The following is a 23,912-nucleotide window of genomic DNA, read 5'->3' as shown; positions in this document are numbered from 1 at the left end:
CGCAACTTTCACAATAAGGCAGGAATTCTATGGCTACCCAGGGCACTCCGTTTTCTTCTACCGCCACCCGCGTGCTGCTCTGTGGTGCCGGTGAGTTGGGCAAGGAAGTTGTGATCGAGCTTCAGCGTCTCGGCTGTGAAGTCATTGCGGTAGACCGCTATGCCAACGCTCCGGCAATGCAGGTGGCAGATCGTAGCCACGTGATCAATATGCTCGATGGCGATGCCCTGCGCGGGGTGATAGAACAGGAAAAGCCCCACCTGGTGGTGCCGGAAATCGAAGCCATCGCCACCGATACCCTGGCCGAGCTGGAACAGGAGGGGGTAAACATAGTCCCCACCGCGAGGGCGACCCAGTTGACCATGAACCGGGAGGGCATCCGTCGCCTTGCCGCGGAAACCCTGGGGTTGCCCACCTCCAGCTACCGTTTTGCCGCCAGCGAGGCTGAATTCAAAGCCGCGATCGATGAGATCGGCATTCCCTGCCTGGTCAAACCGATCATGAGCTCGTCGGGCAAGGGCCAGAGTCTGGTTCGCGATGCCTCACAGGTCGAGCAAGCCTGGGCCTATGCTCAGGAGGGCGGTCGTGCCGGTAAAGGCAAGGTGATCGTCGAGGGTTTTGTCGACTTCGATTACGAGATCACGCTACTGACCATCCGCCACAATGACGACAGCGGCAATATTGTCACCAGTTTCTGTGCGCCCATTGGTCACCGCCAGGCGGATGGAGATTATCAGGAGTCGTGGCAGCCGCAGGCCATGTCGGCAGCGGCGCTGAATCGTGCGCAGGAGGTTGCCAAAGCGGTAACCGACAATCTCGGCGGTCGCGGCCTGTTTGGCGTGGAGCTGTTTGTCAAAGGTGATGAGGTGATTTTCAGTGAAGTCTCACCGCGGCCACACGACACCGGTCTGGTGACCCTGATCTCGCAGGACCTGTCCGAGTTTGCGTTGCACGCCCGCGCGATTCTCGGCTTGCCCATTCCCAATATCCAGCTCCACCGCGCCTCGGCCTCGTCGGTGCTGCTGGTGGAGGGCAATTCCACGGAGATGCAGTTCGGCAACCTCGCTGCCGCACTCTCCCGGCCCGATACCCAGCTGCGCCTGTTCGGCAAACCGGAAGTGGCCGGCAAGCGCCGGTTAGGGGTGGCCCTGGCGCGGGCCGACGATATCGAGACAGCACGTAACACCGCCAATGCGGTGATTGCCGATATCGAGGTAAAGCTTTAGCGGTCGTCTGGACCGCCGGTCGAACTCAAGGCTCATCCCGGGCGGCCGTCCTGCCTTCACGCTGATTTGCTTCGAGGCGTTTCCAATAGGAAATTGGTCGCTGCTTACCTACAATACGCGGCCATTTCCCCACGCGAGTCATTGTTTTGACGACCCCTGATACCGACCACCCCCGCGATTTCCAGTCCCTGCCGCTGCAGCAGGCTCTCCTCAAGAACCTGGAGGACCTTGGCTATGAGCGCCTGACGGAGATCCAGGCCGCTGCGCTGCCGGCGATAGTGGAGGGCAGGGATGTGATCGGCCAGGCCAAGACCGGATCCGGCAAGACCGTGGCGTTTGGTCTCGGCCTGCTGCACAAGCTGCGCGTCGAGCAGTTCCGGGTGCAGGCACTGGTGCTGTGCCCCACAAGGGAGCTGGCGGATCAGGTTGCGCGGGAGCTGCGCAAGCTGGCGCGGGCCATTCACAATATCAAGATCCTTACCCTGTGTGGTGGTATGCCGTTCGGGCCGCAAATCGGCTCGCTCAAGCACGGGGCTCATATCGTGGTGGGCACGCCCGGCCGTATTGAAGACCACCTGCGCAAGGGCAATCTCGACCTCAGCAATGTGGAAACGCTGGTGCTGGACGAAGCAGACCGCATGCTCGATATGGGCTTCCAGGCGGTGCTGGACCAGATTCTGTCGGAGCTGCCAAAACAACGGCAGACCCTGCTCTTTTCAGCCACTTACCCCAACACCATCGATGCGCTGGCAAACCGGGTGCTGCGCAATCCGGTGAAGGTGGAGGTGGCTGCGGGGCACACCCAGAGCACCATTGAGCAGAATTACTACCGGGTGGAGAACAACGAGGCGCGCCCGGCAGCGCTGTACCAGTTGCTGGCCAATTACGATGTTTCCTCTGCACTGGTGTTCTGCAACACCAAGAGGGAAACCGACGAAGCGGCGCAAACGCTGAAGCGCGCCGGCTTTGCCGCGCTCGCCCTCCATGGCGATATGGAACAGAAAGATCGCGACCGGACCCTGGCGCTGTTTGCCAATGGCAGTGCCTCCATCCTGGTTGCCACCGATGTTGCCGCGCGCGGTCTGGATATTGAAGAGCTGCCGGTGGTGGTGAACTACCACCTCGCCCGCGATCCCGAGGTCCACGTGCACCGGGTTGGCCGCACCGGTCGGGCAGGGCAGAAGGGCGTGGCCCTGTCACTGGTGAGCAAGAAAGAGATCTACAAGCTGGAGCGGCTGGAAGAGCTGATGCAGCAGAAGATCAGCCTGCAGGAAGTGCCGGAGCTGCCCAGGGGGTTCGCGCCCTCCCGACCGGTGATGTCGACCCTGCAGATCGACGGTGGCAAGAAACAGAAAGTGCGCGCCGGTGATGTGGTGGGCGCCCTGACCGGTGAGGGCGGTATCGATGGCGCCCAGATCGGCAAGATTCAGGTGTTCGACTTCTCCACCTTCGTGGCGGTAGAGCGCGTGGTCGCCAAAAAGGCCCTGAATAAGCTCGCCAGCGGTAAGCTGAAAGGCCGCAAATTCCGCGCCCGTATCGTGGGCGTCTGAGTTACTGCCAGGGCTGCCAGAGCATCCAAATGGAAATGCCTTTGTCTCTGGTCGGTTTGAGGACAGTGTGGCCAGAAGCATCTGTGCGGCCGCTTACAATTAGCTGTTAGTCGAGACGCGGTAATCCCAGACAGTGCCCTCTTGCGGCTTCCTTTTTATCTATCCTCACTTCATTCCAGCGCGTCATTCCGCTCCTTAATGAAATGACGCCTATTCAAGCGACAGGCAGGGATAGCTATGAGCAGCGAGGTCGACGGCAATATCCGCCCAGACTATGACCAGGTCATTCAGGACATCGCCGACTACACCCTCAATTACCAGATCGATTCCGAGGAGGCCTGGGACACCGCCCGCTATTGCCTGATGGACTCGCTCGGCTGCGCCATGCTGGCGCTGGGTTTCCCCGAGTGCACCAAGCATCTGGCCCCGATGGTACCTGACATGATCGTGCCCTGCGGTGTCCGGATTCCGGGCACTTCTTTGCGGCTGGAACCGATCAAGGCGGCGTGGGATATCGGCTGCCTGGTGCGCTGGCTGGACTACAACGATACCTGGCTCGCAGCGGAGTGGGGGCACCCATCCGACAACCTGGGCGCGATTCTGTCGGTCAGCGATTATCTGTCCCAGCGGCGCCTGGCCAGGGGGCAGGCCGGGTTACCCATGCGGGTCGTGCTGGAGGCCATGATCAAGGCGCACGAAATCCAGGGCGTACTGGCGCTGGAAAACAGCTTCAACCGGGTGGGGCTTGATCATGTGGTGCTGGTGAAGGTGGCATCCACCGCCGTGGCGGCGATGTTGCTGGGCGCCAACCGCGAGCAGCTGCTCTCCGCGCTGTCACATGCCTGGGTCGACGGGCAGCCTCTGCGTACCTATCGTCACGCCCCTAACACGGGCTCACGCAAGTCGTGGGCCGCGGGTGATGCGTCTGCGAGAGGCGTGCAGCTGGCTGATATCGCCATGCGAGGGGAGATGGGGATTCCGGGCGTGCTGACGGCGAAAGAGTGGGGCTTCTACGATGTGTCATTCAGCAAGACGAATCGCGATCAGCGAATCAAACCTGCCTCTGAACGCAGCTTCAGCTTCCCCCAGCCTTATGGCAGCTACGTGATGGAAAATATCCTGTTCAAAATCTCCTACCCGGCAGAGTTCCATGCCCAGACCGCCTGCGAGGCGGCCGTGATCCTGCACCCAATGGTCAGGGACCGTCTCGAGGAAATTGATCGGATCGTGATTGCCACGCATGAATCCGCCATCCGCATCATTTCCAAAGAGGGGCCGCTGGCGAACCCGGCTGACCGCGACCATTGCCTGCAATATATGATTGCTGTGCCGCTGATTTTTGGCAGCCTGCGTGCTGAGCACTACGAGGACAACTTTCACGCGGCGCACCCCGAGATCGATCAGTTGCGCGAGAGGATGGAGGTCGTCGAAGATCGCCAATATTCGGCTGATTATCTGGATCCGGAAAAACGCTCGATTGCCAACGCCGTGCAGATATTCTTTCGGGATGGCAGTGCTACTGATCAGGTAGCGGTGGAATACCCGGTGGGGCACTGCCGTCGCAGAAAGGAGGGCATTCCAATGCTGGAGGAAAAATTCCGGAAAAGCCTGGCCTCGCGCTTCTCACACCAGCGGTGCGAGGAGATTCATGCACTGTTTGCTGACCCCAGGCTTTTGGTGGAATCACCGGTCCATGAATTCATGGACCGGTTTGTCATTTGAGTATCAGGAATTCACGCTCACGCGTCAGGGGCTTCTTTGGCACCTGCCAGCTCTGACACATTGTGCAGCTTGCCGAGACGCATTACATGGGTAATGCTGCGGAACGCTTTGGTGGATTCACCCGGATCCTCGTTCAAAATGACCAGGTCTGCATTTTTGCCAGCCTCAAGGGTGCCAAACCGGTCGAGTTCACCCATGGCGATGGCCCCGTTGCGGGTCGACATGACGATGACATCTTCCGGCGGGATGCCGGCGGCTTCCATGGATTCCATCTCTGCATAGATTGACGGGCCGTGGAATACCAGCGGGTTACCGGCGTCGGTTGCTGTCGCTACCTTGATTCCGTACTCATGCACTTTTTTCAGGTTGTCAGCATGTACTTCCAGGTCTTCCCCAATGTGGATAAGCCAGCCGATGGTGTCCTTGAATGAATGTTTTTCTTTTTCCAGGGGATGCAGTTGCTCGAACTCCTGCCGCACCAGTTGCCGGGTAGTATCGTCAATGCAGTTGTTGGGATCGTCGAATACCGGCGGCTCGCCGAAAAAGAGCCGGGCCTGGCCCTCAGCGGCACCACCTCTGGCCCACCCCATGGTGGGTTGGTAAATCACGTCGTTGTCCCTGGCCAGTTGCAGGAATTCCTCATCAACGTCGGCATGACCGACGCTGTGGACCAGCACAGAGGCTCCGGCGCGGATAGCGGCCTTGGCGCCCTCGAGATACTGCGCATGGACCAGCAAGGGCAGGTTATGTTCAGCCACGCGCTTGCCCACCAGCTGCATACGCTGGTAAAGCGTATCTACATAGCCCGGCTCGGGCTTGATAAACCAGATCTTTACGGCCCTGGCTCCCATGGCTGCGAGCTTGTCTACCGCAGCCAGGGCGGCCTTGTCTGAGTCCATCGGCAGGAACTCGCTCGTGCCGAGCGCCTTCTGGTGCTCCAGTACAAATCGTGAGGCCTCTGAGCGGGTATGGGTAATCAGGGGGCCAGCACCGACAAAATGCGGCCGATCGGTGCTGGTTTCCGACGGCTGCTGCAGGTCCAGTGTCCATGAGAAGCTACCGGGGTCCAACACAGCGGTCACCCCCGAGCACAGGTAGGCCCGGTCCCAGCGCCAGTGATTTTCTTTCAGGTCGCGCTGTATCTGTTCCAGGTCGTACCGTTCTGAATCCTGACTGCGGGTATTGAAAGAGCCGGTCGCCGCATAGTGCACGTGGGCATCGACCAGGCCCGGGGTGATGTACTTGCCCTCGATATCGATCACTTCTGCATCTTCTGGGATCTTGCAGTCAGGCCCAATACAGCGGATTTTGCCTTGATCCACAGTGATCACGCCGTTCTTGATGACGGACTGACCGGTGCCGTCATATACCGTGGCGTTAACGAGGCTGGTAGGAGCGGCTGTGGCGATGCCGCTGAAGAGTACTGCGAACAGTCCGAGTGCGATTCGCATAGAGAATCTCCCTGATTCTTTGATTGCATTTCCTACTGCCCGCTCATCTTGTCAGAAAATATTCGGCTATTCGATTACAGACCATTACGTTGCTGTATGAGTGGCCGCAGGGGGAGGAGGGACAGGTAATTTCAGGAGGGGATCGTCGCGAAGAGTCGCGGATTGTGTGCTCGAGCTTAAATAAACAACCCCGGCACTGTGGCCGGGGTTCTGAGAGGTCGATCTGTCAGTCTGATTGGTATCAGAACTTCAGCTCGGTACCGATACCGAAGTAGCTGCGATCGTAATCGTCAGCGGCAGTCTCGTCGGTGAAGAAACCGAAGACCTTGGCTGCGCTGGACAGTTTGTAATCCAGGCCCAGGCTGTAGGTTTCGCCATCTTCCTGCACGATGTCGGACTGGCCGTACTGGGCCTTCATGGTCCAGGCGTTGATCTTGTACGCCGCAGAAGTCATCCAGCCGTCCTGGGTGCTGCCGTCTTCTTTTTCCTGCTCTTCGTACAGGGCGCCGACCTGAACCGGGCCGATGTTGTACTGGGTTACAAAGCGGGAAGTGTCCCAACCGTTGGCTTCTACATCCATGTCGTAGGCGTAGGCAACGTAAACACCGTTGTTGTCGTAGGCGAAGGAGACGGAGGTGCCGTTGTCACGGGTGATCTCGTTCTCGAACTCGTCAACGCCAATCACTTCATCACGGTTGCTGATGTAGGCAGTGGATACCTTGAAACCGCCGAAGGACGGTGTGGTGTATTGCAGGTTGTTGGATTCGCGGTTATCACTCTTGGTGATCAGGCTCTTGATATCGCCTTCCAGGTCGTTGAACAGGTCAACTTTCTTCTGGGCGACCTTCAGCGGGGTGTCGAACTTACCACCGATTACCTGGCCGAAGCCGCCTTCCAGACCAGCGTAGATATTGCGCTGGGAGAAGGTCTCTTCTGCGTCACCGTCCACATCTACCTGGTATTCCATCTTGTAGATGGCCTTGATGCCGCTGTCCAGCGGCAGCTCGCCCTTGACGCCGAGGCGGGAAGCATTGCTCTTGATATCGGTGATGTCGCCTTCGCCTTCGTCAGCGGACTGGAAAGCCACGTTGGCCTTGCCGTAGAGCTCCATGGCTTTGGATTCGTCTTGCGCAGTTGCCAGGGCCGGAACCACGGCGGCAATCGCCAGGGAAATAGCAGTCTTTTTCATGGTCGTCTCGCACAGTTTATGGTTGTGGTTGAGGGCCGGCTTGTTGTCCGAATGTCTGCCATCCCTCGAGTTGGTGCGGATTCTGCGCATCGAATGTGACAAAAAGGTTAAAGAAGACATTTTTTTTAAGTTTTTGTGACCCGCCAGTGCAAAAAATGAACATGCCGAGCGATTCCACGCTGTCTGGTGCCTGGCAGCTGCACATCGGTACTGTTTTGCGTCCTTAAACCGAATCTGGCAAAAAGACATCGAACAGCCGGGTGCAGTCGGGGAGCGAGGCAACCGGCATCTGCCTGAAGGGGACAGGCGACGAGCCACGAGAGATTGCGCATGGAAGCAGCAATGGCAGCAATGAGAGAGGCGGGGGAGAGGCGAGTAGCAGCAAGGCTGCGGTGCATAGTCGCGGGCTACCGACCTGGATTGGGCGCTCTTGCCGCTTATGTCGCCGGCATCCTGGTTTGTGGCAGCCTGCCAGCAGTTCCCCATCCCTGGGTGGTTGCCGCAGCGGGGCTGATTGCACTGCTGTTCACAGCCGTTTCACCCTGGCGCAGATTGGCATTGCCAGTGGTCCTGGCGGGTGTTATCGGCGGGAGCTGGGCGAGTTGGCAGAACACGCTGGCCCTGGAAAACCGGTTGCCGGAGGAAGCCCACGGTGCGGATATGGTGTTGCCGCTCAGAGTGGTCTCTCTACCCACGATGCGGCCGTCGCAGAGTCGCTTTGGAGAGGCTGCCGGGAAGGACATCCGCTTCAGTGCAGAGGTGCTGGAGACGGCACCGCAAGTGAATTTGCGCGGCAAGCGGCTCGACCTCACCTGGTATCGAGCGGGCGCGGAGATCGTCGATCAACTTCAGGGCGGCACGCTCTGGTCAATGCCGGTGCGCCTGAAGCGCCCCCGCGGCAGCGTGAACCCCCACGGGTTCGACTACGAGGGCTGGTTGCTGCGGCGCGGTGTCTACGCCACCGGTTATGTCCGCCCCCGGGATGCTGAGCCGCGGATCCTCGGGCACAGTGCGGGCGTGATTACCGCCCGGCAATGGTTTCGCAACCGGATACTGGCGTCCGGGCTGCCGCGAACCGACCTCATTCTGGCCCTGGTGCTGGGGGACCGGAGCGCGCTCTCCCGCGATGATCGCCGGGGCCTGCGGGACTCGGGCACCGCCCATCTGATCGCCATTTCCGGCCTGCATGTGGGGATGGTAGCGGGGGGTGTGGCCTTGCTGGCCGCCCTGTTGGCACGCCTGGCTGGCCTCTGTTGTGGTCGCAGCCCGCGCGGCCTGGTGCCGGGACTGTCACTAATGGCGGCGGGCCTCTATGTGCTGTTGGCGGGTGCGCCGCTTTCGGCCCAGCGGGCGCTGGTGATGCTGTCGGTGTTCTTTCTGGCCTGGTACTGGCGCCGCAGGTTCCACAGTGCCTTCGCGTTGGGGCTGGCACTGGCGATCGTTCTCACCCTGCAACCTCTCGCATTCCATGGCCCCGGCTTCTGGCTCTCGTTTCTCGCAGTGGCTGCACTGCTGGTCGGCTTTCGCGGACGCCATCGCCTGCGGGCTGAGACTACAGGTGTCCGCTTGCCGGGACTCGTTTCCGCCGGGCTGCAGCGTGTTCGCGATCTGGTCCGCAGCCAGTGGCTGATTGGACTCGTGCTGTTGCTGCCGTCGGTTGCTTTTTTCCATGGATTCAGCGTCGGTGGATTCATCTTTAATCTGCTGGCGATCCCCTGGATGGCGGCCGCCATCATGCCGTTGCTGCTGGTCGGCACCCTGTTTGTCGGCACAGCGCCTGCGCAGTGGCTGCTCGGCTTGGCCGATGCCCAGTTGGGGGCGCTGATGGAGATACTGACGGGATCCGTCGATGCCACTGCTGCGTGGCTCAATGCCGGCTTGCCGGCTACCGGCTGGCTGCTGGCCCTGTTTGGCCTCGGCATTCTGTGGTTGATGCTGCCGGCGGGGACTCCCGGCAGGGCGCTCGGGTGGGTGGTCCCGGCGGTCATCGGTGCCGGCCTGCTCCCGTCCTGGGCGCCAACAGTACCCAAGGATCAGGGTTTGCAGGCTACGGTCCTCGACGTGGGGCAGGGGCTTGCCGTGGTTTTGCGGGCGAATGGCAGCACCCTGGTTTATGACGCGGGCCCAGGTCGTGACGGAGGGTGGAGTGCCGGAGGCCAGATAGTAGCGCCATTCCTGCTGGGCGAGGGCGAGCGGGTGGTGGACCTGCTGGTGCTGAGCCACGGTGACAGCGATCATGCCGGGGGCTTTGCAGGTCTGGCGGAGTTGCTGCCGGCGCGCAAACTGGTGGCGCCGGGTCAGCTTGTCCGGAGGGCGATCGAACAATTTCCAGAGACATCTTCATCGCGCTGTGTCGCGGGCCAGACGTACCGCCTGGATGCCATGCATGTCAGCGGCTTGTGGCCCGTCCGCTTGGATCTCAGTGGAGAGGAGAATGACCACAGCTGTGTTGCCCTGATCGAATGGGGTGAGCGCAGGATCCTGCTGGTCGGGGATATCTCCAGCGCCGTGGAGCGACAGCTCGCCCGCCGTTATCCAGAGTTTGCACCGGTGGACTTGCTGGTGGCACCGCACCACGGTTCCCGCAGCTCCTCCTCTGAGGCGCTTCTGCGCTGGAGCCGGCCCGGGACGGTGGTGTTCAGTGCCGGCTACCGTCACCATTTCGGTCACCCTCATCCGGAAGTCGTCGCCCGTTATCAACGGCACGGCACACGCATTTTCTCCACTGCCGAGAGCGGTGCGGTCTCTTTCCTGTGGCAATCCGCCTCGCCAACACCGGTTGTGCAGACCGCCCGGGAGCAGGGGCCCTTCTGGGTGCGGCACTAGCCCTCTTGATGCCTCCCGTGGCTTTGCCATGAAGTCACTGTACTTTTGTGAGGTCGGTCAAAATATGTGCGAATTGGTACGTCGCCGGAACTCGGAGATGCGATGTGTGTCCCATCGTCCTGCAGGCGCTGTGCTAAGTTCCCTGCAATCCCGATGAGATAAGAAGTACCGGATATCTAAATATGAGAAAAACTGCACTCTATAGCGCGATCGTGGCGGCCGGACTCTGCGCCAGCTCCGGTGCGCTCGCATCCGAGTGGAAGTACACACTGGGCACCGATATCAGCAGTGGTGATTACGGTGACAGCGATGAGACCGAGATTGTCAGCACCCCGTTTACCGCCAGTTATTCGCCCTCCGACAAGTGGACTTTCAAGGCATCCATGCCGTTCGTCCAGATCGAGGGCCCCGGTGGCGTAGTGCCCGGTGGTGACGGTGGCGTCGTGGTTGGCCGAGGCAATGGCGGCGGAGGGCCGTTTGGTCCCGGTGGCGGCCAGACGCAGCCTGAAGAGACCGAGATCTACTCAGAATCTGGATTGGGCGATTTCTGGCTGACCGGCACTTATAGCCTGGAGCCGGTGGCGGAGCGCTGGTTCTTTGACCTGTCGGCAAAATACAAGGTCCCCACCGCAGATGAAGAGAAGGGGCTGGGCACTGGTGAGGCGGACTACACGCTGCAGGCTGAAGTCTTCACCGTTGCAGGCAACTTCACACCCTTTGCCACCGTCGCGCGGAAATTCAAGGGTGATTTGCCGGAAAGCGAAATCAAGGACGTCTGGTACACCTCAGTTGGCAGTGGCTACACCCTGACTGAGAACAACAGCGTTGGCCTGTCTCTCGATTATCAGCAGGCAACCACCGATACCAGTGATCCTTCTACCGAACTGTTCGGTTATTTCAACCATAAGCTCAACAATCAGTGGAGCGCGATGGCCTACGCCTATATGGGGCTAGCAGATGGCAGCCCAGATCAGGGCTTCGGCTTCCAGCTCAGCTATCGTCCAGGAAATTGATAAATAAACAATCAGGAGAATCGTGATGAGAATTCCCTTTAAAGCGCGTGTCCTGTCTGCCGTGATGGCTGGCCTGCTGGCCGGTGGCATTAATGCCTGGGCACAGACTGAAACCGACACAGACACAGATACCGAAGTGGTAGAGTCGGTTTCCGATGTGCCTTCAAGCAAGATCTCTGGTTTCTTTGCAGATTTTCTGGGAGAGGATGCCGAGTCGACCGTAGAGGGACTGCGGGACGGTAGCATCAGCTATGTTGAGCCGGTTGATGAAACTGAGACCGGCGCAACCTCCACCGACGATGGCGACACAGTTGCAGATGGCGGCACGCAGGACACCGAAGCCCCCGAGACCGATGGTGCCGAGGGCGAAGAAATGTCCACTGGTATGGGCTACGGTAACGTGTTCATTACCCTGGCACTCGCCGAGCAGCTGGCCGCGGCCTCCACGGCTGAGGCCCTTGAGGATGAGACCGGCATTACTCCTGAAGAGTCTGTCAACGAGGTGCTCTACCTGCGCCAGGTGGAAGGCATGGGCTGGGGCCAGATTGCCCAGGAGCTGGGTGTCAACCTGGGTCAGGTCATCAGCGGCATTCGCTCCAATCGCCCTGAGATGGCGACTGAGACCGATAGCATGAGCCAAGGTGGTCGTCCGGATAAATCGGAGCAAATGGGCAAAGGTGGTCGCCCGGACAAGGCTGAGAAAATGGCCAAGGGTGAGCGCCCGGAAAAAGCGCAGAAAATGGATCGTGTCGCCAAGATGGATCGCCCGGATCGTCCTGAGCGCCCGGTCAAGCCCGAGCGCCCGGAAAAGCCTGAGCGTCCCGAGAAGCCCGAGCGCCCGGAACGTCCCGGACGCTAAGGAGTTGGCTGGTCGGGCTTGTCCCGCCAGTTCCCGGCAGATGAAACCGCCGCCCAAACCGGGCGGCGGTTTTTTTATGTGTGCTTCTGCGAGGTCTTGGCTGCAGGCGGCTAATTCTCTGTGTCTCAGTTTGTCGCCTGCTTCACACTGAAGAAGAGTGGGCCAAACAAGGACTTAGCCGCCGGCACCACCTGTGGTAGAGTCTTGGACCGCTATTCCCTTTCGCAGTTTTGGGGTCTGATAAAGTGCTCGAAATAATAAAATCCGGCGGCTGGCTGATGCTGCCCATTCTCCTCTGTTCTGTTGCGGTTATCGCTATCTGTATTGAGCGTCTGTGGACACTCAATTCCCGTCGCATCGCTCCGCGGACTCTGCTGGGCGAGGTCTGGGGTTGGTTGAAAAACAACCAGATGAATGGCGAGAAACTCAAGTCCCTGCGCGATTCCAGTCACCTGGGCCGCATTTTTGCCGCGGGGCTGTCCAACTCCAGGCATGGCCGCGATGTGATGAAGGACAGCATCGAAGAGGCCGCCAGCCAGGTCGTCCACGAGCTGGAGCGCTTCCTCGGTGCCCTGGGCACCATCGCTGCGGTTGCTCCCCTGATTGGCCTGCTGGGCACGGTGCTCGGCATGATCCAGGTATTTACCGCCATCATGCTGCAAGGCACCGGTAACGCGGGTGTACTGGCCGGCGGCATCAGCCAGGCCCTGATCACCACCGCGGCCGGCCTGACGGTGGCTATTCCTGCGCTGATGGCGCACCGCTACTTCCAGCGCAAGGTAGACGACATCGTCGTGACCATGGAGCAGGAAGCGGTGAAGCTGGTGGATGCCCTGCACAGTGACCGCCGCATCGAAGCGGCCTGAGTGGGGTAAATTCAATGCAGTTTCGCCGCCAGAAGCGCGAGCAGGATGGGGTTAATCTCACGCCACTGATCGATGTGGTGTTCCTGCTGCTGATCTTTTTTATGGTCTCTACGACTTTCACCAAGGAAAGTCACCTGAAGCTCAATCTGCCGGAGGCGTCGGGTCCACAGGCTGAGGCCCAGCCCCGCACTGTCGAGGTGCTTATCAACGCGGATGGCTCCTACGCGGTGGATGGTCGCGCGCTGATCAACAAAAAACTGGCTACCCTGAAATCGGCGCTGTCAGAAGTTTCCGCGGGCGAGTACAATCGCCCGCTTGTTATTACCGCTGACGCCACCGCAGAGCATCAGGCGGTGGTTCGCGCCATGGATGCCGCCGGCCAGTTGGGGTTTGTCCACCTCAGTATCACCACGCGGCAGCCTGAAGAAAACTAACGCCTCGCGAGAGGGCCTGTAGCGTAGCCAGTGACCGCTTTGACGGTAGCATTTGCGCGGTAGGCCCGGTCGAGCGACACGGCCACTTACACTGTAAGTGCACGTCGTTCGCAGGGAGCCCGGCCAAGAGTTTGTATGGACAGAGTTAAAACGCCGCCGCGCAAGCCCCAGCGCGGCGCGGAAACCTACCGCCGCCTGCTTTCCTACGCCTTGCCGCACTGGCCGATTTTTGCCCTGGCGGTGTTCGGCTTCCTGCTGTTCTCTGTCATGGGCGTCAGCCTTATCGCGGTTACCGAGCTGTTACTCGATGCGGTGGGAGCGGGTATTCAGGAGAGCAGGGGCTTTCTGGCCAAGATCGTCGCCGGGTATTTCCCCGGCGGTGTCATGCCGCAGGAAACGGCGCGCTGGCTGATTCCCCTGGCCATGCTGATCATCATTATTCTGCGTGCCTGCGGCAACTTTATTGGCAGTTATGGCCTGGCCTATGTGGCACGCGCGGTGATCCACCAGTTGCGCACCCAGCTGTTCATCAAGATCGGTGAGCTTCCCAGCGCCTATTTCGATTGCTATACCGGCGCCTACCTGATCTCGAAGGTCTCCTACAACGTCGAGCAGGTCACCAACTCCATCACCAAGGCAGTGAAAGTCATGATCAGGGAGTCGTTTACGACCCTTGGGCTGCTCACCTACCTGCTGCTGGTCAACTGGAAGCTCACGCTGACCTTTTTCCTGTTCGCGCCGATCATTGCGCTGATTGTGCGCACTGTGGGCAAGCGCTTTCGCAAGCTCAGCCATCGTATCCAGAACACCATGGGGGATGTAACCCATGTGACCCAGGAGGCGATCAATGGCTACCACGTCGTGCGCATGTACGGTGGCCAGAAATACGAGAACAAGCGCTTCGCGGAAGCCAGTGACAACAACCGCCAGCAATTTATGAAGCTGGTGGTGGCGGACAATACCAGCGTCTCGGTGATCCAGATTCTCGTGGGCCTGTCCACGGCAACCATCGTCTGGCTGGCCCTGGCGCCGGGCATGGTCGAATCCATGACCGCCGGTGTCTTCGCCGCCTATATTGGCGCCGCCGCCTCGCTGGCAAAGCCGGTCCGCAGTCTCTCCGAGGTCTTCGCCGATATCCAGCGGGGCATCGCCGCTGCAGAAAGTATTTTCGAGGTCTTTGATGCGCCCAAGGAGCCGGCAGGTGGCACTGCCGCGCTGCCGGAGCCGGTGCGCGGTGCCGTTACCTTCGAGCACCTGGGTTTTACCTACGATCCCGCCTCGCCGCCAGTGTTGAGTGATATCGACTTTTCTGTCGAAGCGGGACAGACGGTGGCACTTGTAGGTGCCTCCGGATCCGGGAAGAGCACCCTGGTCAGCTTGCTGGCGCGCTTTTACGATCCGACCCAGGGGCGAATACTGATTGATGGCGTGGATATTACCGAGGTGCCGCTGGCCGATGTGCGTCGGCAGATCAGCATGGTTTCCCAGAGTATTGTGCTGTTCAACGATACGGTTTACCGCAACATCGCTTATGGCGAGCTGGCTGATGCGAGCCCCGAGGCGGTCAAGCGGGCGGTCGAGCTGGCACATGCGGCTGAGTTTGTCGATGAATTGCCGAACGGGCTGGATACTGTACTCGGCGATAATGCGCAGATGCTTTCCGGCGGTCAGCGCCAGCGTCTTGCAATCGCCAGGGCGCTGCTGAAAGATGCCCCTATCCTGATCCTCGATGAGGCCACATCCGCGCTGGATAACGAGTCCGAGCGGCATATCCAGGCGGCGCTCGCCGAGGTGATGAAAAACAGAACCACTTTTGTGATCGCCCACCGGCTCAGTACCATTGAGAGCGCGGACCGCATCCTGGTCATGGAGCAGGGCCGCATTATCGAGAGCGGTAACCACCAAACATTACTGGCTAGTGGCGGTCGCTACGCGACATTGCTGCAGCAGCAGACGGCGGGGTAGGGATGTCACTGGAAGAATGGTTCAACAAGCGCTGGTATCCCTCCGAGGGGCGTGGAGCCAGCGGTCTGCCGCTGCTGGCGCCCGTGGAGGGGCTCTACCGGCTGGCGCTCAAGGGCCGCAAGAGCTGGGCCAGGTCACACGAACCCGATCCGCTGTCGGTGCCGGTCATTGTGGTGGGAAATATCACCGCTGGCGGCGCCGGTAAAACGCCGCTGGTTGCCGAGCTTGCCCGCTGGCTGCATGAGCGCGGCATGAACCCGGGAATTGTCAGTCGGGGTTACGGTGGCCGGGCAAAGAGTTACCCCTACCAAGTTACCGAACAATCTCACCCCCTGGAGTCAGGCGACGAGCCGCTGATGCTGCGCCTGGTAACCGGGTTGCCGGTGATGGTGGCGCCCAACCGCGCCGAGGCGGCCCAGGCCCTGATCGATTACCACCAGTGCGATGTCATCCTCTCCGATGATGGCCTGCAACACTATGGCCTGTGGCGCAGCATGGAAATCTGCGTTGTGGACGGCCAGCGCGGTTTTGGCAACGGACGATTACTGCCCCGCGGCCCACTGCGCGAGCCGCTTTCGCGCCTTGACCATGTCGATGTCGTCATCAGTAACGGTGAGCCGGCTCCCCGCGTGCGCCAGCAGTGCGGTGAGCGGCTGGATTTCACCATGAAACTCGAGCCGTTCAGTTGGCATCAGTTCAACCTCGACCAGACTTCCACCCTGAAGTTGGAATCCGGTCCCGAGCCGGGACCGGCCCACGGCGTTGCCGCGATCGGCAACCCCCAGCGATTTTTTCAGACGCTGCGGCAGCTGGGTTACGAGGTCATGGAGCAGGCCTTTGGCGATCACCACGAGTTCTCCGCGCAGGAGCTGCAGTTCGACGGTGTGACACCAGTGATGATGACCATGAAAGACGCGGTCAAATGCCGCGACTTCTGGCAGACCCATTGGTGGGCGCTGGAAGTGCGCGCGCGACTGCCGGACTTGTTCTACCAGAAGATTCACCAGCACATTCAGAATTTTTCCCAGCATGACTGATACCGTTTCTTTTGATGTCGTAATTCCGGCCCGTTTCGGCTCCAGCCGTCTTCCGGGCAAGCCCCTGGCTGATATTGCCGGCAAGCCGATGATCCAGCATGTGTACGAGCGGGCCGGCGAGAGCAGCGCGGAGCGCGTGGTGGTGGCGACCGACGATATGCGGGTAGCGGAAGCGGTACGGGCCTTTGGTGGTGAGGTCTGCATGACCTCACCGGATCACGCTTCCGGCACCGACCGGTTGCAGGAGGTTGCGGCCAACCTCGGGTTGCCCGAGGATCGCATCATCGTCAATGTGCAGGGCGATGAGCCGTTGATCCCCGCTGCGGTGATTGACCAGGTGGCCGGTAACCTTGCCCGCAATACTGTCGCGGGCGTGGCGACGCTGGCGGAGCCGATCGAATCCCTGGAGGATTTCCGCAACCCCAATATCGTCAAGGTGGTGGCCTCCGAGAGTGGGCTTGCCCGCTACTTTTCCCGCGCGCCCATTCCCTGGCCCCGCGATGCGTTTGCCATCGAGCGGCGGGAATTACCCGAAGGGCTCAGCGCCCGCCGGCACATCGGTATCTACGCCTATCGCGTTGCCTTGCTGAATCGCTTCGTCGGCTGGCCAATGGCCCCGCTGGAACGATTCGAATCGCTGGAACAGCTGCGGTTCCTCTACCACGACGAGCAGATTCACGTGTCTGATGCCGCTGAAGAAGTTCCGGGTGGCGTGGACACAGAGGCCGATCTCGAGCGTATGCGGGAGCTCCTGGCCTGATGATCCAGCGCAATGTGGATCTGCAACCATTCAATACGATGGCCATTCGTGCCCGCGCGGCGCATTATGCGCGGGTTGGCAATATCGATGAACTGCAGGAGGCACTGGCATTTGCCCGCCGCCAGCGGTTGCCGATTTTGCCGTTAGGCGGAGGCAGTAACATTGTACTCACCGGGGACTACCCGGGCCTGGTGCTGCATATTGATCTCCGCGGTCTCACGGTAGAGGAGGGGGTCCGCGGGGCGCTGGTCAGTGCTGCGGCCGGCGAGAACTGGCATCAACTGGTGATGCACACTGTCGAGCGCAAACTGGGTGGGCTGGAGAATCTTGCCCTGATACCGGGCCGCGTCGGCGCCGCGCCAATCCAGAATATCGGTGCCTACGGAGTGGAACTGCGGGATACGTTTGAGGATCTCACGGCGGTTCACATTGCCTCCGGTGAGCTGCACGATTTCAGCAAGGCGGATTGCCACTTTGCCTACCGGGACAGCGTCTTCAAGGGCGATGCCCGTGATCAATACATCATCACCCGGGTGCGTATGCGGCTACCGGCCAGCTGGCAGCCCCGCGCAGATTATCCGGCGTTACAGCAGTATCTGCAGGAGCACCAGATTGACGTTGGCGCCTTGACGCCCGCCAGGGTGGCCGAGGCGGTCATCGCGGTGCGTCGTTCCAAGTTGCCGGCGCCGGAGGATATCCCCAATGCCGGGAGCTTTTTCAAGAACCCGCTGGTGGATGAGAGTGTCTACCAGACGCTCAAGCAGTCCTATCCGGAGCTGGTAGCCTACCCGGCAGGCGAGCGCTGGAAGCTGGCTGCGGGCTGGTTGATTGATCAGGCCGGGTGGCGCGGTCACCGCATCGACAATGTCGGGGTGCACGACCGGCAGGCACTGGTTCTGGTGAACCCGGGGCGGGGCACGGGTGCGGAGGTCACTCATCTGGCCACCGAGATTGCCGATGACATTCGCGCGAAGTTTGGGGTGCAGCTGGAGCCTGAGCCCCGCTACTACCCCTGAATGCCTGATGGTCCCGGCAGGGCACCAGCGCCATTGTGTGGAGCCAGACCATGGGGCAAGTGAGGAGAGATTGGACGAGCGCCGTTTTCTGGACCTGAGCCGCCAGTTGACCCGACGGTTTCCCCGCAGTGTCCAGGTGCCCCTGACCCCGGGTTGCGGGTTACTGGTGACCGACTGGCTGTCCGATACAGAGGCCGAAGCGCTGATGGCCCACTGCCTCGCCGCGCTGCACTGGGATCAGCCGCAGGTAAGACTGTTTGGCCGGGAGTACCCGATCCCCCGTCGACACGCTTTTGTCGGCGACCCCGATGTGACCTACCGCTGGTCTGGCCTGGAGCAGCACCCGCAGGTGTGGACCCCGGAGCTGGCAGAGGTCCGTGACCGGCTGGCAGAGTCCGGTTTCACTTTTAACTCGCTGCTCGCCAATCACTATCGCAATGGTGCTGATGGTATGGGGTGGCATGCGGATAACGAGCGGGAGCTGGGGGCATCACCGGTGGTCGCGACCATCAGCCTGGGCCAGCCGCGCCGGCTCTCTTTCCGCGAGCGGCACGGCGCAGGGCGCCAGGCACTGGACCTTCCCAGCGGTTCACTGCTGCTGACCTCCGGCGCCGTGCAGCATCACTGGCAGCACCAGGTGGCCAAGAGTCGCCGGTTACTCGATCCGCGAATTAGCCTTACATTCCGTTATATCCATTCAATTGGGTAAGAGCGTTTGTTTTTTAGACTGCCGTCACACTTTGCGCTCAATGCTTTGTCTGGTATGTTGCATAAGGGCTCTGTAAAAGGAACTTTGCGCGGCATGACCGGCGCAGAGCAATAACAAAAACAGCGAAGTTCAGAAGACGACGAGGTCCGGGAGACTCGCGTCGCGGTCGCATAAAGATCCGCAGTTGGGGCTATTTTGATTAGAGTCTTAGTGGTTGATGATCACGACTTGGTGCGCATGGGAATCACGCGCATGCTTGGTGATGTCACCGATATCCATGTTGTGGGCGAGGCGAAATCCGGTGAAGAGGCTCTCGCGTTTGCCAGGCAGGAAGAAGTCGACGTCATTCTGATGGACGTCAAGATGCCCGGCATGGGCGGTCTGGAGGCGACCAGAAAGCTCCTTGCCCGCTTGCCCGGGATCAAGGTGATCGCTGTCAGCGCGCTCGATGACGATATTTTCCCCGGGCGACTGTTGCAGGCCGGGGCCCGCGGTTATGTCACCAAGGGCGCGGATCTCGAGGAGATGGTGCGGGCGATTCGCGCAGTGCAGAGTGGCGAAGTCTTTATCAGCAGTTCCATGGCCACCAAGATGGCCATGCGCAACGTCTCGGGCAAACCCGAAAATGCCTCCCCCTTTGATGATCTCTCCGAGCGAGAATTGCAGACGGCTGTGCTGATCGTCAACGGCAGCAAGGTGGCGGAAATCGCCGATACCCTGGCCGTCAGTCCCAAGACAGTAAACAGCTATCGCTACCGCATTTTTGACAAGCTGGGGATTCACAGTGATGTCGAATTGACGCTGCTGGCGGTAAAATACCACCTGCTGGATCCGGAAGCGGTGCTTTAGCCTCCGCGTGTAATCGGGGTCCGCTGGTGTTTCACCCCTTCCAGGCAGTTTCATGGCGGAAATAAAGGTCCCCGAGGACAAATCTCTTTTCGACAGCAAACGTTTCCTGCAGACGGTCACCCGTCAGCCCGGCGTCTACCAGATGTTTGATGCCGATGGGCGCATACTCTACGTAGGCAAGGCAAAGAACCTCCGCAATCGTCTTGCCAGTTACTTCCGGGCTTCCGGCCTCACCACCAAAACCATGGCGCTGGTACAGCGCATCGCCAGCATTGAGGTCACGGTCACCCGCAGCGAGACCGAAGCACTGGTACTCGAGCAAAGCCTGATCAAGTCCCAGCACCCGCCCTACAATGTCATGCTCAAGGACGACAAGGGCTACCCCTATATCTTTATTTCCAGCCGCGATCCTTACCCGCGGATTGCGCTGCACCGTGGGGCAAAGCGCAAGAAGGGCCAGTACTTCGGGCCTTATCCGAACGCCCATTCGGTACGCGACAGCCTGAATTTTCTGCAGAAGACATTCCGGATTCGCTCCTGTGAGGACAGCGTTTTCCGCAACCGCTCGCGGCCGTGCCTGCAGTACCAGATAGAGCGCTGTACCGCGCCCTGTGTGGGATATATCAGTGAAGAGGACTACCAGGCAGATGTGCGCCATGCGGAGATGTTCCTCGGTGGCAAGAGTGACAGCATCATCCGCGAGCTGGCGGATGAGATGGACGCGGCCTCTCGCGCACTGGAATTCGAAAAGGCCGCAAGGCTGAGAGACCAGATCGGCGCCCTGCGGCAATTGCAGGCGGATCAGGTCGCCGAGCGGGCTCGCGGTGATGTGGATGTGCTCGGTGTTGCCAGCCAGGGCGGGGCCAGCTGTGTGCATATTCTTTTTATCCGGCAGGGCCGGATACTCGGCAGCCGCAGTTACTTTCCCGATGAGCGCCTGGGGCTCTCCCCGGCAGAGCTGCTTTCGGCGTTTATCCCCCAGTTCTATATCGGTAGCCAGCGCGAGGTGCCTCGGGAAATCCTGACATCCGAGCCGATCGAGGACTATGAGCCCCTGCAGGATGCCTTGCGTGAACAGAGCGGCAGGGAAGTCTCCCTCCTGCACAAGCTGCGTGGCAACCGGGCTACCTGGGTGACGATGGCCCAAGAGGCCGCGGCGCAAAACCTGACCAGCCGCACTGCGGCCCAGCAAAAACTGCATGGCCGTTTCGAATCACTGCAGGAGTGTCTAAACCTGGAGCAGGTTCCGGAGCGCCTGGAATGCTTTGATATCAGCCACTCTGCGGGCGAGGCCACGGTAGCTTCCTGTGTCGTGTTCGATACCGGTGGGCCAGTGAAGTCCGATTACCGGCGCTTCAATATCGAGAACATCACTCCCGGAGACGACTACGCTGCTATGGCGCAGGCGCTCAAGCGGCGCTACACACGCCTGGCCAGCGGTGAGGGGAAGTTTCCCAACATCCTGTTGATTGATGGCGGCAAAGGCCAGGTGCGCCAGGCAGTGGAAGCACTGGCCGAGCTGGGCGTTGTTGGCGTGCAGATTATCGGTGTTGCCAAGGGCACCACCCGCAAAGCGGGCTTTGAGACACTGCACATTGTGTCAGAGCAACGCGAGCTGGTTTTGTCAGCGGATTCGCCCGCCTTGCACCTGATCCAGCAGGTTCGGGATGAGGCGCACCGCTTTGCCATTACCGGCCACCGCCAGCGTCGCGACAAGAAGCGCCGCGAATCGCCCCTGGAAGGGATCCCCGGTGTGGGGCCCGCCAGACGGCGGGCGCTGCTGCGGCATTTCGGTGGATTGCGCGAGATCAAGCGTGCGTCTGTCGAGGAGCTGGCCGGCGTGGATGGGGTGAGCCGTAAGCTGGCACAGGATATATACTCCGCACTGCACAGCCATTGATGCGGAAGGCACTCCCGGGGGCAATGGTATCGGCGCGTAAAGTTCCCTTTTGGGCGCCGACTTGGTAACTTACGCGCACTTCAAGCACAGGGAAAAGCATGACTCTCGCCAACCAACTCACACTGCTTCGTGTCGCGCTCATACCGGTTTTCGTACTGGTATTTTATCTGCCTTACAAATGGAGTTATTTCGCTTCCGCCATCATTTTCTCTGCTGCCGCAATTACCGATTGGCTGGATGGCTACCTCGCCCGGAAAATGAACCAGAGCACGCCTTTTGGTGCCTTCCTGGACCCGGTAGCGGATAAGCTGATGGTGGCCACCGCGCTGGTGCTGCTGGTTGGGCTGCACAAGAACGGCTGGTTTACCGTCGCGGCAGCGGTCATTATCGGTCGCGAGATTGCGGTTTCGGGTCTGCGGGAATGGATGGCTGAACTGGGCAAGCGCAGCAGTGTAGCGGTGTCATTCGTGGGCAAGATCAAGACCACTGCGCAAATGGCCGCAATCATTATCCTGCTGGCGTTTGATGTGCGCGACTACCCCTTGATGGAGGCGCTGGGCTACATCCTCCTGTATATCGCTGCGGCGCTGACCCTTTGGACCATGATCATGTACCTTCGCGCTGCCTGGCCTGCATTGGTTGGAGACGATAACGACGAAGCGCCAGAAGAGACGAAAGGAGACTCTTAGCCGTTGGATGTGAGACCAAGGCGTATTCTGGATTAAAAAATGCCCGTCCGGGTCACCGGGCGGGCATTTTCATTTACAGTTTCTCTGCCTGCGGCGGCTCCCAATCCTTGAATTTCTCCAGGTCAGGCACATAAAGGCGCATGACCACATCGATGCCGTAGTCGCCGCGGTTTAGAGGCAGCCAATTCTCCTCCGGAACACCCTCGGGTTTCTCCGCGGCGATGTAAATCTTGATGCCGCCTTCGTCGTTCAGCTTCATGCCTCCGTTTTCACCCACGCTGTACTTCTTGCGCTCGTTGGGAATAAAGAACCCATTCTCAGTGTCGTACAGGGTGAGGGACCAGAATGCCTGGGCAGGAGGGAGCTCGTCGGCACTCATTTGAATCACGTAATCGTGCTGGGCGCTCATGGGCTTACCGTCAGCCGCTGTGATGGCCGGATAGACTGCCTCTTCCGCGGGCTGGCCGATAGGCCCGAATACGGATTGGAATAGCAGTAGGTCGAGATCGATTTTACCTTTAGGCTGGAACAGGCCGGGGTTCTTGAGCATGCTATCGCTCTTGGCCATCTCTTCGTCTTGGATGCGCTCGGCAACGCGGCCCACACGTTGCCCATCGAGTTTTGCAGCCTTCTCAGAATCGTAAGCTTTGCCTGGTGTCACGCCCAGTGGTTCGTAGGCGGTCAATACGTTCCGATCCAGCTCATTGTCCGTATCGAAGGTTGTATGGTTGAACACGAACTGCATGACTTCGAGCAGATTGTTTTCGAAGACATCTATATCTTTCTCACCGACTTCGGGAAACTCGATATCATCGATCTTTTTGGCGGCATTGCCACGCAATTCAGACAGGGTGCGTAGTCTGACTGCCTTCATCTGCTCCGTGATGCGCTCAAAGCGGTCCGGGTCGTTGGCATGGGGCATAACCCGAAATACGGCCGATACAAAATCGCCGCTGGCCTCAAGGTAGTGATCGACTCCCTCTATCTGCTTTCCCTCCTCAAAGCCTTCGGTTCTCTCACTGAAAATCAGCAGTTTCTCCGGCTTCTCGAAATCGCCTTGTCGAGTCGAAAGGGGAATATTCACATAATGGTCATAACCGGTGATCATCAGCGACACATACTTTGAATCAAAAGCCGGCATTTCCAGGATGACCGGCTCCTTGCGTAGATCGAGAGTACAGGTGATGTAGAGGGAGTCGTTGTTCGGCCGTGCGATAAGTTTGAGGGTGTGGTCTTTGAGCCTGGTGTCCACGTCACAGATATTCCAGCCGCCATTTTTAATGGCCGCCTTGTTGTTTACGTTGTACATGGCCACGTACTGGTAAGAGCGCTTGATGAGGTCCTCTAGCTGCTCGTCAGTCATATTGGCGGCCCGTTGCTCGCCAGCGTAGACGAGGAGGTGCAGGCACAAACCGAAAACGCTTACGAAGAGTGCACTGACCCTGTTGGTCTTGATTCCCATGCTTTACCTCTGCCAGTTCTGGTGTAATGACAAAGTTTATTAAAGAGGCAAAGGCCTGGTGGGAGTGTGGCGCTGTAAATCGAATGTTTGCTTTGTGCCTTCCGTGTAGCCAATGCCTCGCAGGTGGGCGCAGGACAAGAGTGCACCACTCGCCAGAATTCGTGCGCAATGGGTAGCCTTGGGGAGTAGGGAAGCTAAAGGAGATAGGAGGGGGCACAAGCGGTGCTGCAAAGCAGGGTGTTAGGAGCTTGTTGAGTTTGCCTGAGGGGAGTTGGTGCCCGGAGCCGGACTTGAACCGGCACAACCGTAAGGTCGGGAGATTTTAAGTCTCCTGTGTCTACCAATTCCACCATCCGGGCCGGAGGTTGCGAGTACGTGCGGCATCGGCG

At 59.8% G+C, this 23,912-nt stretch carries 19 protein-coding genes and 1 tRNA gene; 16 read left to right on the top strand and 4 right to left on the bottom strand.

Annotated elements, in window-relative coordinates:
• The first annotated feature begins 29 nt into the window (after positions 1–29).
• The 3 genes from purT (at position 30) to AWR36_RS04175 (ending at position 4,498) form a co-directional block, all read left to right on the top strand.
• The gene (gene purT, locus AWR36_RS04185; protein ID WP_067081376.1) at positions 30–1,226 is read left to right on the top strand and encodes a formate-dependent phosphoribosylglycinamide formyltransferase; all 1,197 of its coding nucleotides are present in this window, start codon (positions 30–32) and stop codon (positions 1,224–1,226) included.
• Positions 1,227–1,372: 146 nt separating this feature from the next.
• Positions 1,373–2,776 (top strand): ATP-dependent RNA helicase DbpA, encoded by a 1,404-nt coding sequence (gene dbpA, locus AWR36_RS04180; RefSeq protein WP_067081374.1) that lies wholly within the window; start codon positions 1,373–1,375, stop codon positions 2,774–2,776.
• Between the two features lie 237 nt (positions 2,777–3,013).
• Complete coding sequence (locus AWR36_RS04175) at positions 3,014–4,498, top strand: bifunctional 2-methylcitrate dehydratase/aconitate hydratase (protein WP_067081372.1); 1,485 nt, start codon at positions 3,014–3,016, stop codon at positions 4,496–4,498.
• A 17-nt stretch (positions 4,499–4,515) separates the two neighbouring features.
• Here AWR36_RS04175 and AWR36_RS04170 read toward each other — a convergent pair whose 3' ends face one another.
• Positions 4,516–5,949: an amidohydrolase family protein gene (locus tag AWR36_RS04170; RefSeq protein WP_067081370.1), complete on the bottom strand. Its 1,434-nt coding sequence runs from the start codon at positions 5,947–5,949 to the stop codon at positions 4,516–4,518.
• Positions 5,950–6,190: 241 nt separating this feature from the next.
• A complete protein-coding gene (locus AWR36_RS04165; RefSeq protein ID WP_067081368.1) occupies positions 6,191–7,138 on the bottom strand; it encodes a porin in 948 nt (315 codons plus the stop codon).
• 342 nt (positions 7,139–7,480) lie between these two features.
• On the opposite strand from AWR36_RS04165, the gene AWR36_RS04160 reads away from it, so the two are divergent.
• From AWR36_RS04160 to pgsA, 13 genes are all read left to right on the top strand, one after another.
• Positions 7,481–9,964, top strand: a complete 2,484-nt coding sequence (locus AWR36_RS04160; RefSeq protein ID WP_176491091.1) for a DNA internalization-related competence protein ComEC/Rec2 — start codon at positions 7,481–7,483, stop codon at positions 9,962–9,964.
• Positions 9,965–10,146: 182 nt separating this feature from the next.
• Positions 10,147–10,977, top strand: coding sequence for a hypothetical protein (locus tag AWR36_RS04155; protein WP_067081364.1), 831 nt, complete (start codon positions 10,147–10,149; stop codon positions 10,975–10,977).
• A gap of 25 nt (positions 10,978–11,002) precedes the next feature.
• On the top strand, positions 11,003–11,836 hold the full coding sequence (locus AWR36_RS16045; protein WP_067081362.1) for a hypothetical protein: 834 nt from the start codon (positions 11,003–11,005) through the stop codon (positions 11,834–11,836).
• A gap of 245 nt (positions 11,837–12,081) precedes the next feature.
• A complete protein-coding gene (locus AWR36_RS04145) occupies positions 12,082–12,702 on the top strand; it encodes a MotA/TolQ/ExbB proton channel family protein (RefSeq protein ID WP_067081361.1) in 621 nt (206 codons plus the stop codon).
• 14 nt (positions 12,703–12,716) lie between these two features.
• Complete coding sequence (locus AWR36_RS04140) at positions 12,717–13,136, top strand: ExbD/TolR family protein (RefSeq protein ID WP_067081360.1); 420 nt, start codon at positions 12,717–12,719, stop codon at positions 13,134–13,136.
• 135 nt (positions 13,137–13,271) lie between these two features.
• Positions 13,272–15,101 (top strand): lipid A export permease/ATP-binding protein MsbA, encoded by a 1,830-nt coding sequence (msbA, locus tag AWR36_RS04135; protein ID WP_067081357.1) that lies wholly within the window; start codon positions 13,272–13,274, stop codon positions 15,099–15,101.
• A 2-nt stretch (positions 15,102–15,103) separates the two neighbouring features.
• Positions 15,104–16,138: a tetraacyldisaccharide 4'-kinase gene (gene lpxK, locus AWR36_RS04130; protein ID WP_067081356.1), complete on the top strand. Its 1,035-nt coding sequence runs from the start codon at positions 15,104–15,106 to the stop codon at positions 16,136–16,138.
• Positions 16,131–16,898, top strand: a complete 768-nt coding sequence (kdsB, locus tag AWR36_RS04125) for a 3-deoxy-manno-octulosonate cytidylyltransferase (protein ID WP_067081354.1) — start codon at positions 16,131–16,133, stop codon at positions 16,896–16,898. Before lpxK ends, kdsB begins: the two co-directional genes overlap by 8 nt.
• A complete protein-coding gene (gene murB / locus AWR36_RS04120) occupies positions 16,898–17,914 on the top strand; it encodes a UDP-N-acetylmuramate dehydrogenase (RefSeq protein WP_067081353.1) in 1,017 nt (338 codons plus the stop codon). The genes kdsB and murB overlap by 1 nt, the downstream gene beginning before the upstream one ends.
• Positions 17,915–17,984: 70 nt before the next feature.
• Entirely contained in the window at positions 17,985–18,623 is a 639-nt protein-coding gene (locus AWR36_RS04115; protein WP_197409219.1) for an alpha-ketoglutarate-dependent dioxygenase AlkB family protein, read from the top strand.
• 195 nt (positions 18,624–18,818) lie between these two features.
• Positions 18,819–19,472 (top strand): response regulator, encoded by a 654-nt coding sequence (locus AWR36_RS04110; RefSeq protein ID WP_067081352.1) that lies wholly within the window; start codon positions 18,819–18,821, stop codon positions 19,470–19,472.
• A 52-nt stretch (positions 19,473–19,524) separates the two neighbouring features.
• The gene (gene uvrC / locus AWR36_RS04105) at positions 19,525–21,372 is read left to right on the top strand and encodes an excinuclease ABC subunit UvrC (protein WP_067081351.1); all 1,848 of its coding nucleotides are present in this window, start codon (positions 19,525–19,527) and stop codon (positions 21,370–21,372) included.
• Positions 21,373–21,470: 98 nt separating this feature from the next.
• Positions 21,471–22,061 carry a CDP-diacylglycerol--glycerol-3-phosphate 3-phosphatidyltransferase gene (gene pgsA, locus AWR36_RS04100; protein WP_067081350.1) on the top strand — a complete coding sequence of 197 codons (591 nt, stop codon included), beginning with the start codon at positions 21,471–21,473 and terminating at the stop codon, positions 22,059–22,061.
• A 73-nt stretch (positions 22,062–22,134) separates the two neighbouring features.
• Here the strand turns inward: pgsA and AWR36_RS04095 are convergent, their stop codons facing one another.
• Positions 22,135–23,523, bottom strand: a complete 1,389-nt coding sequence (locus tag AWR36_RS04095) for a DUF1214 domain-containing protein (RefSeq protein ID WP_067081347.1) — start codon at positions 23,521–23,523, stop codon at positions 22,135–22,137.
• A gap of 272 nt (positions 23,524–23,795) precedes the next feature.
• Positions 23,796–23,882 (bottom strand) — tRNA-Leu (locus tag AWR36_RS04090).
• Between the last annotated feature and the right edge of the window lie 30 nt (positions 23,883–23,912).

The sequence above is a fragment of the Microbulbifer flavimaris genome (genome assembly GCF_001641755.2).
Lineage (GTDB): Bacteria > Pseudomonadota > Gammaproteobacteria > Pseudomonadales > Cellvibrionaceae > Microbulbifer > Microbulbifer flavimaris.
Note: the sequence above shows the minus strand (reverse complement) of the source record. Positions and strands in the feature narration are given on the sequence as shown.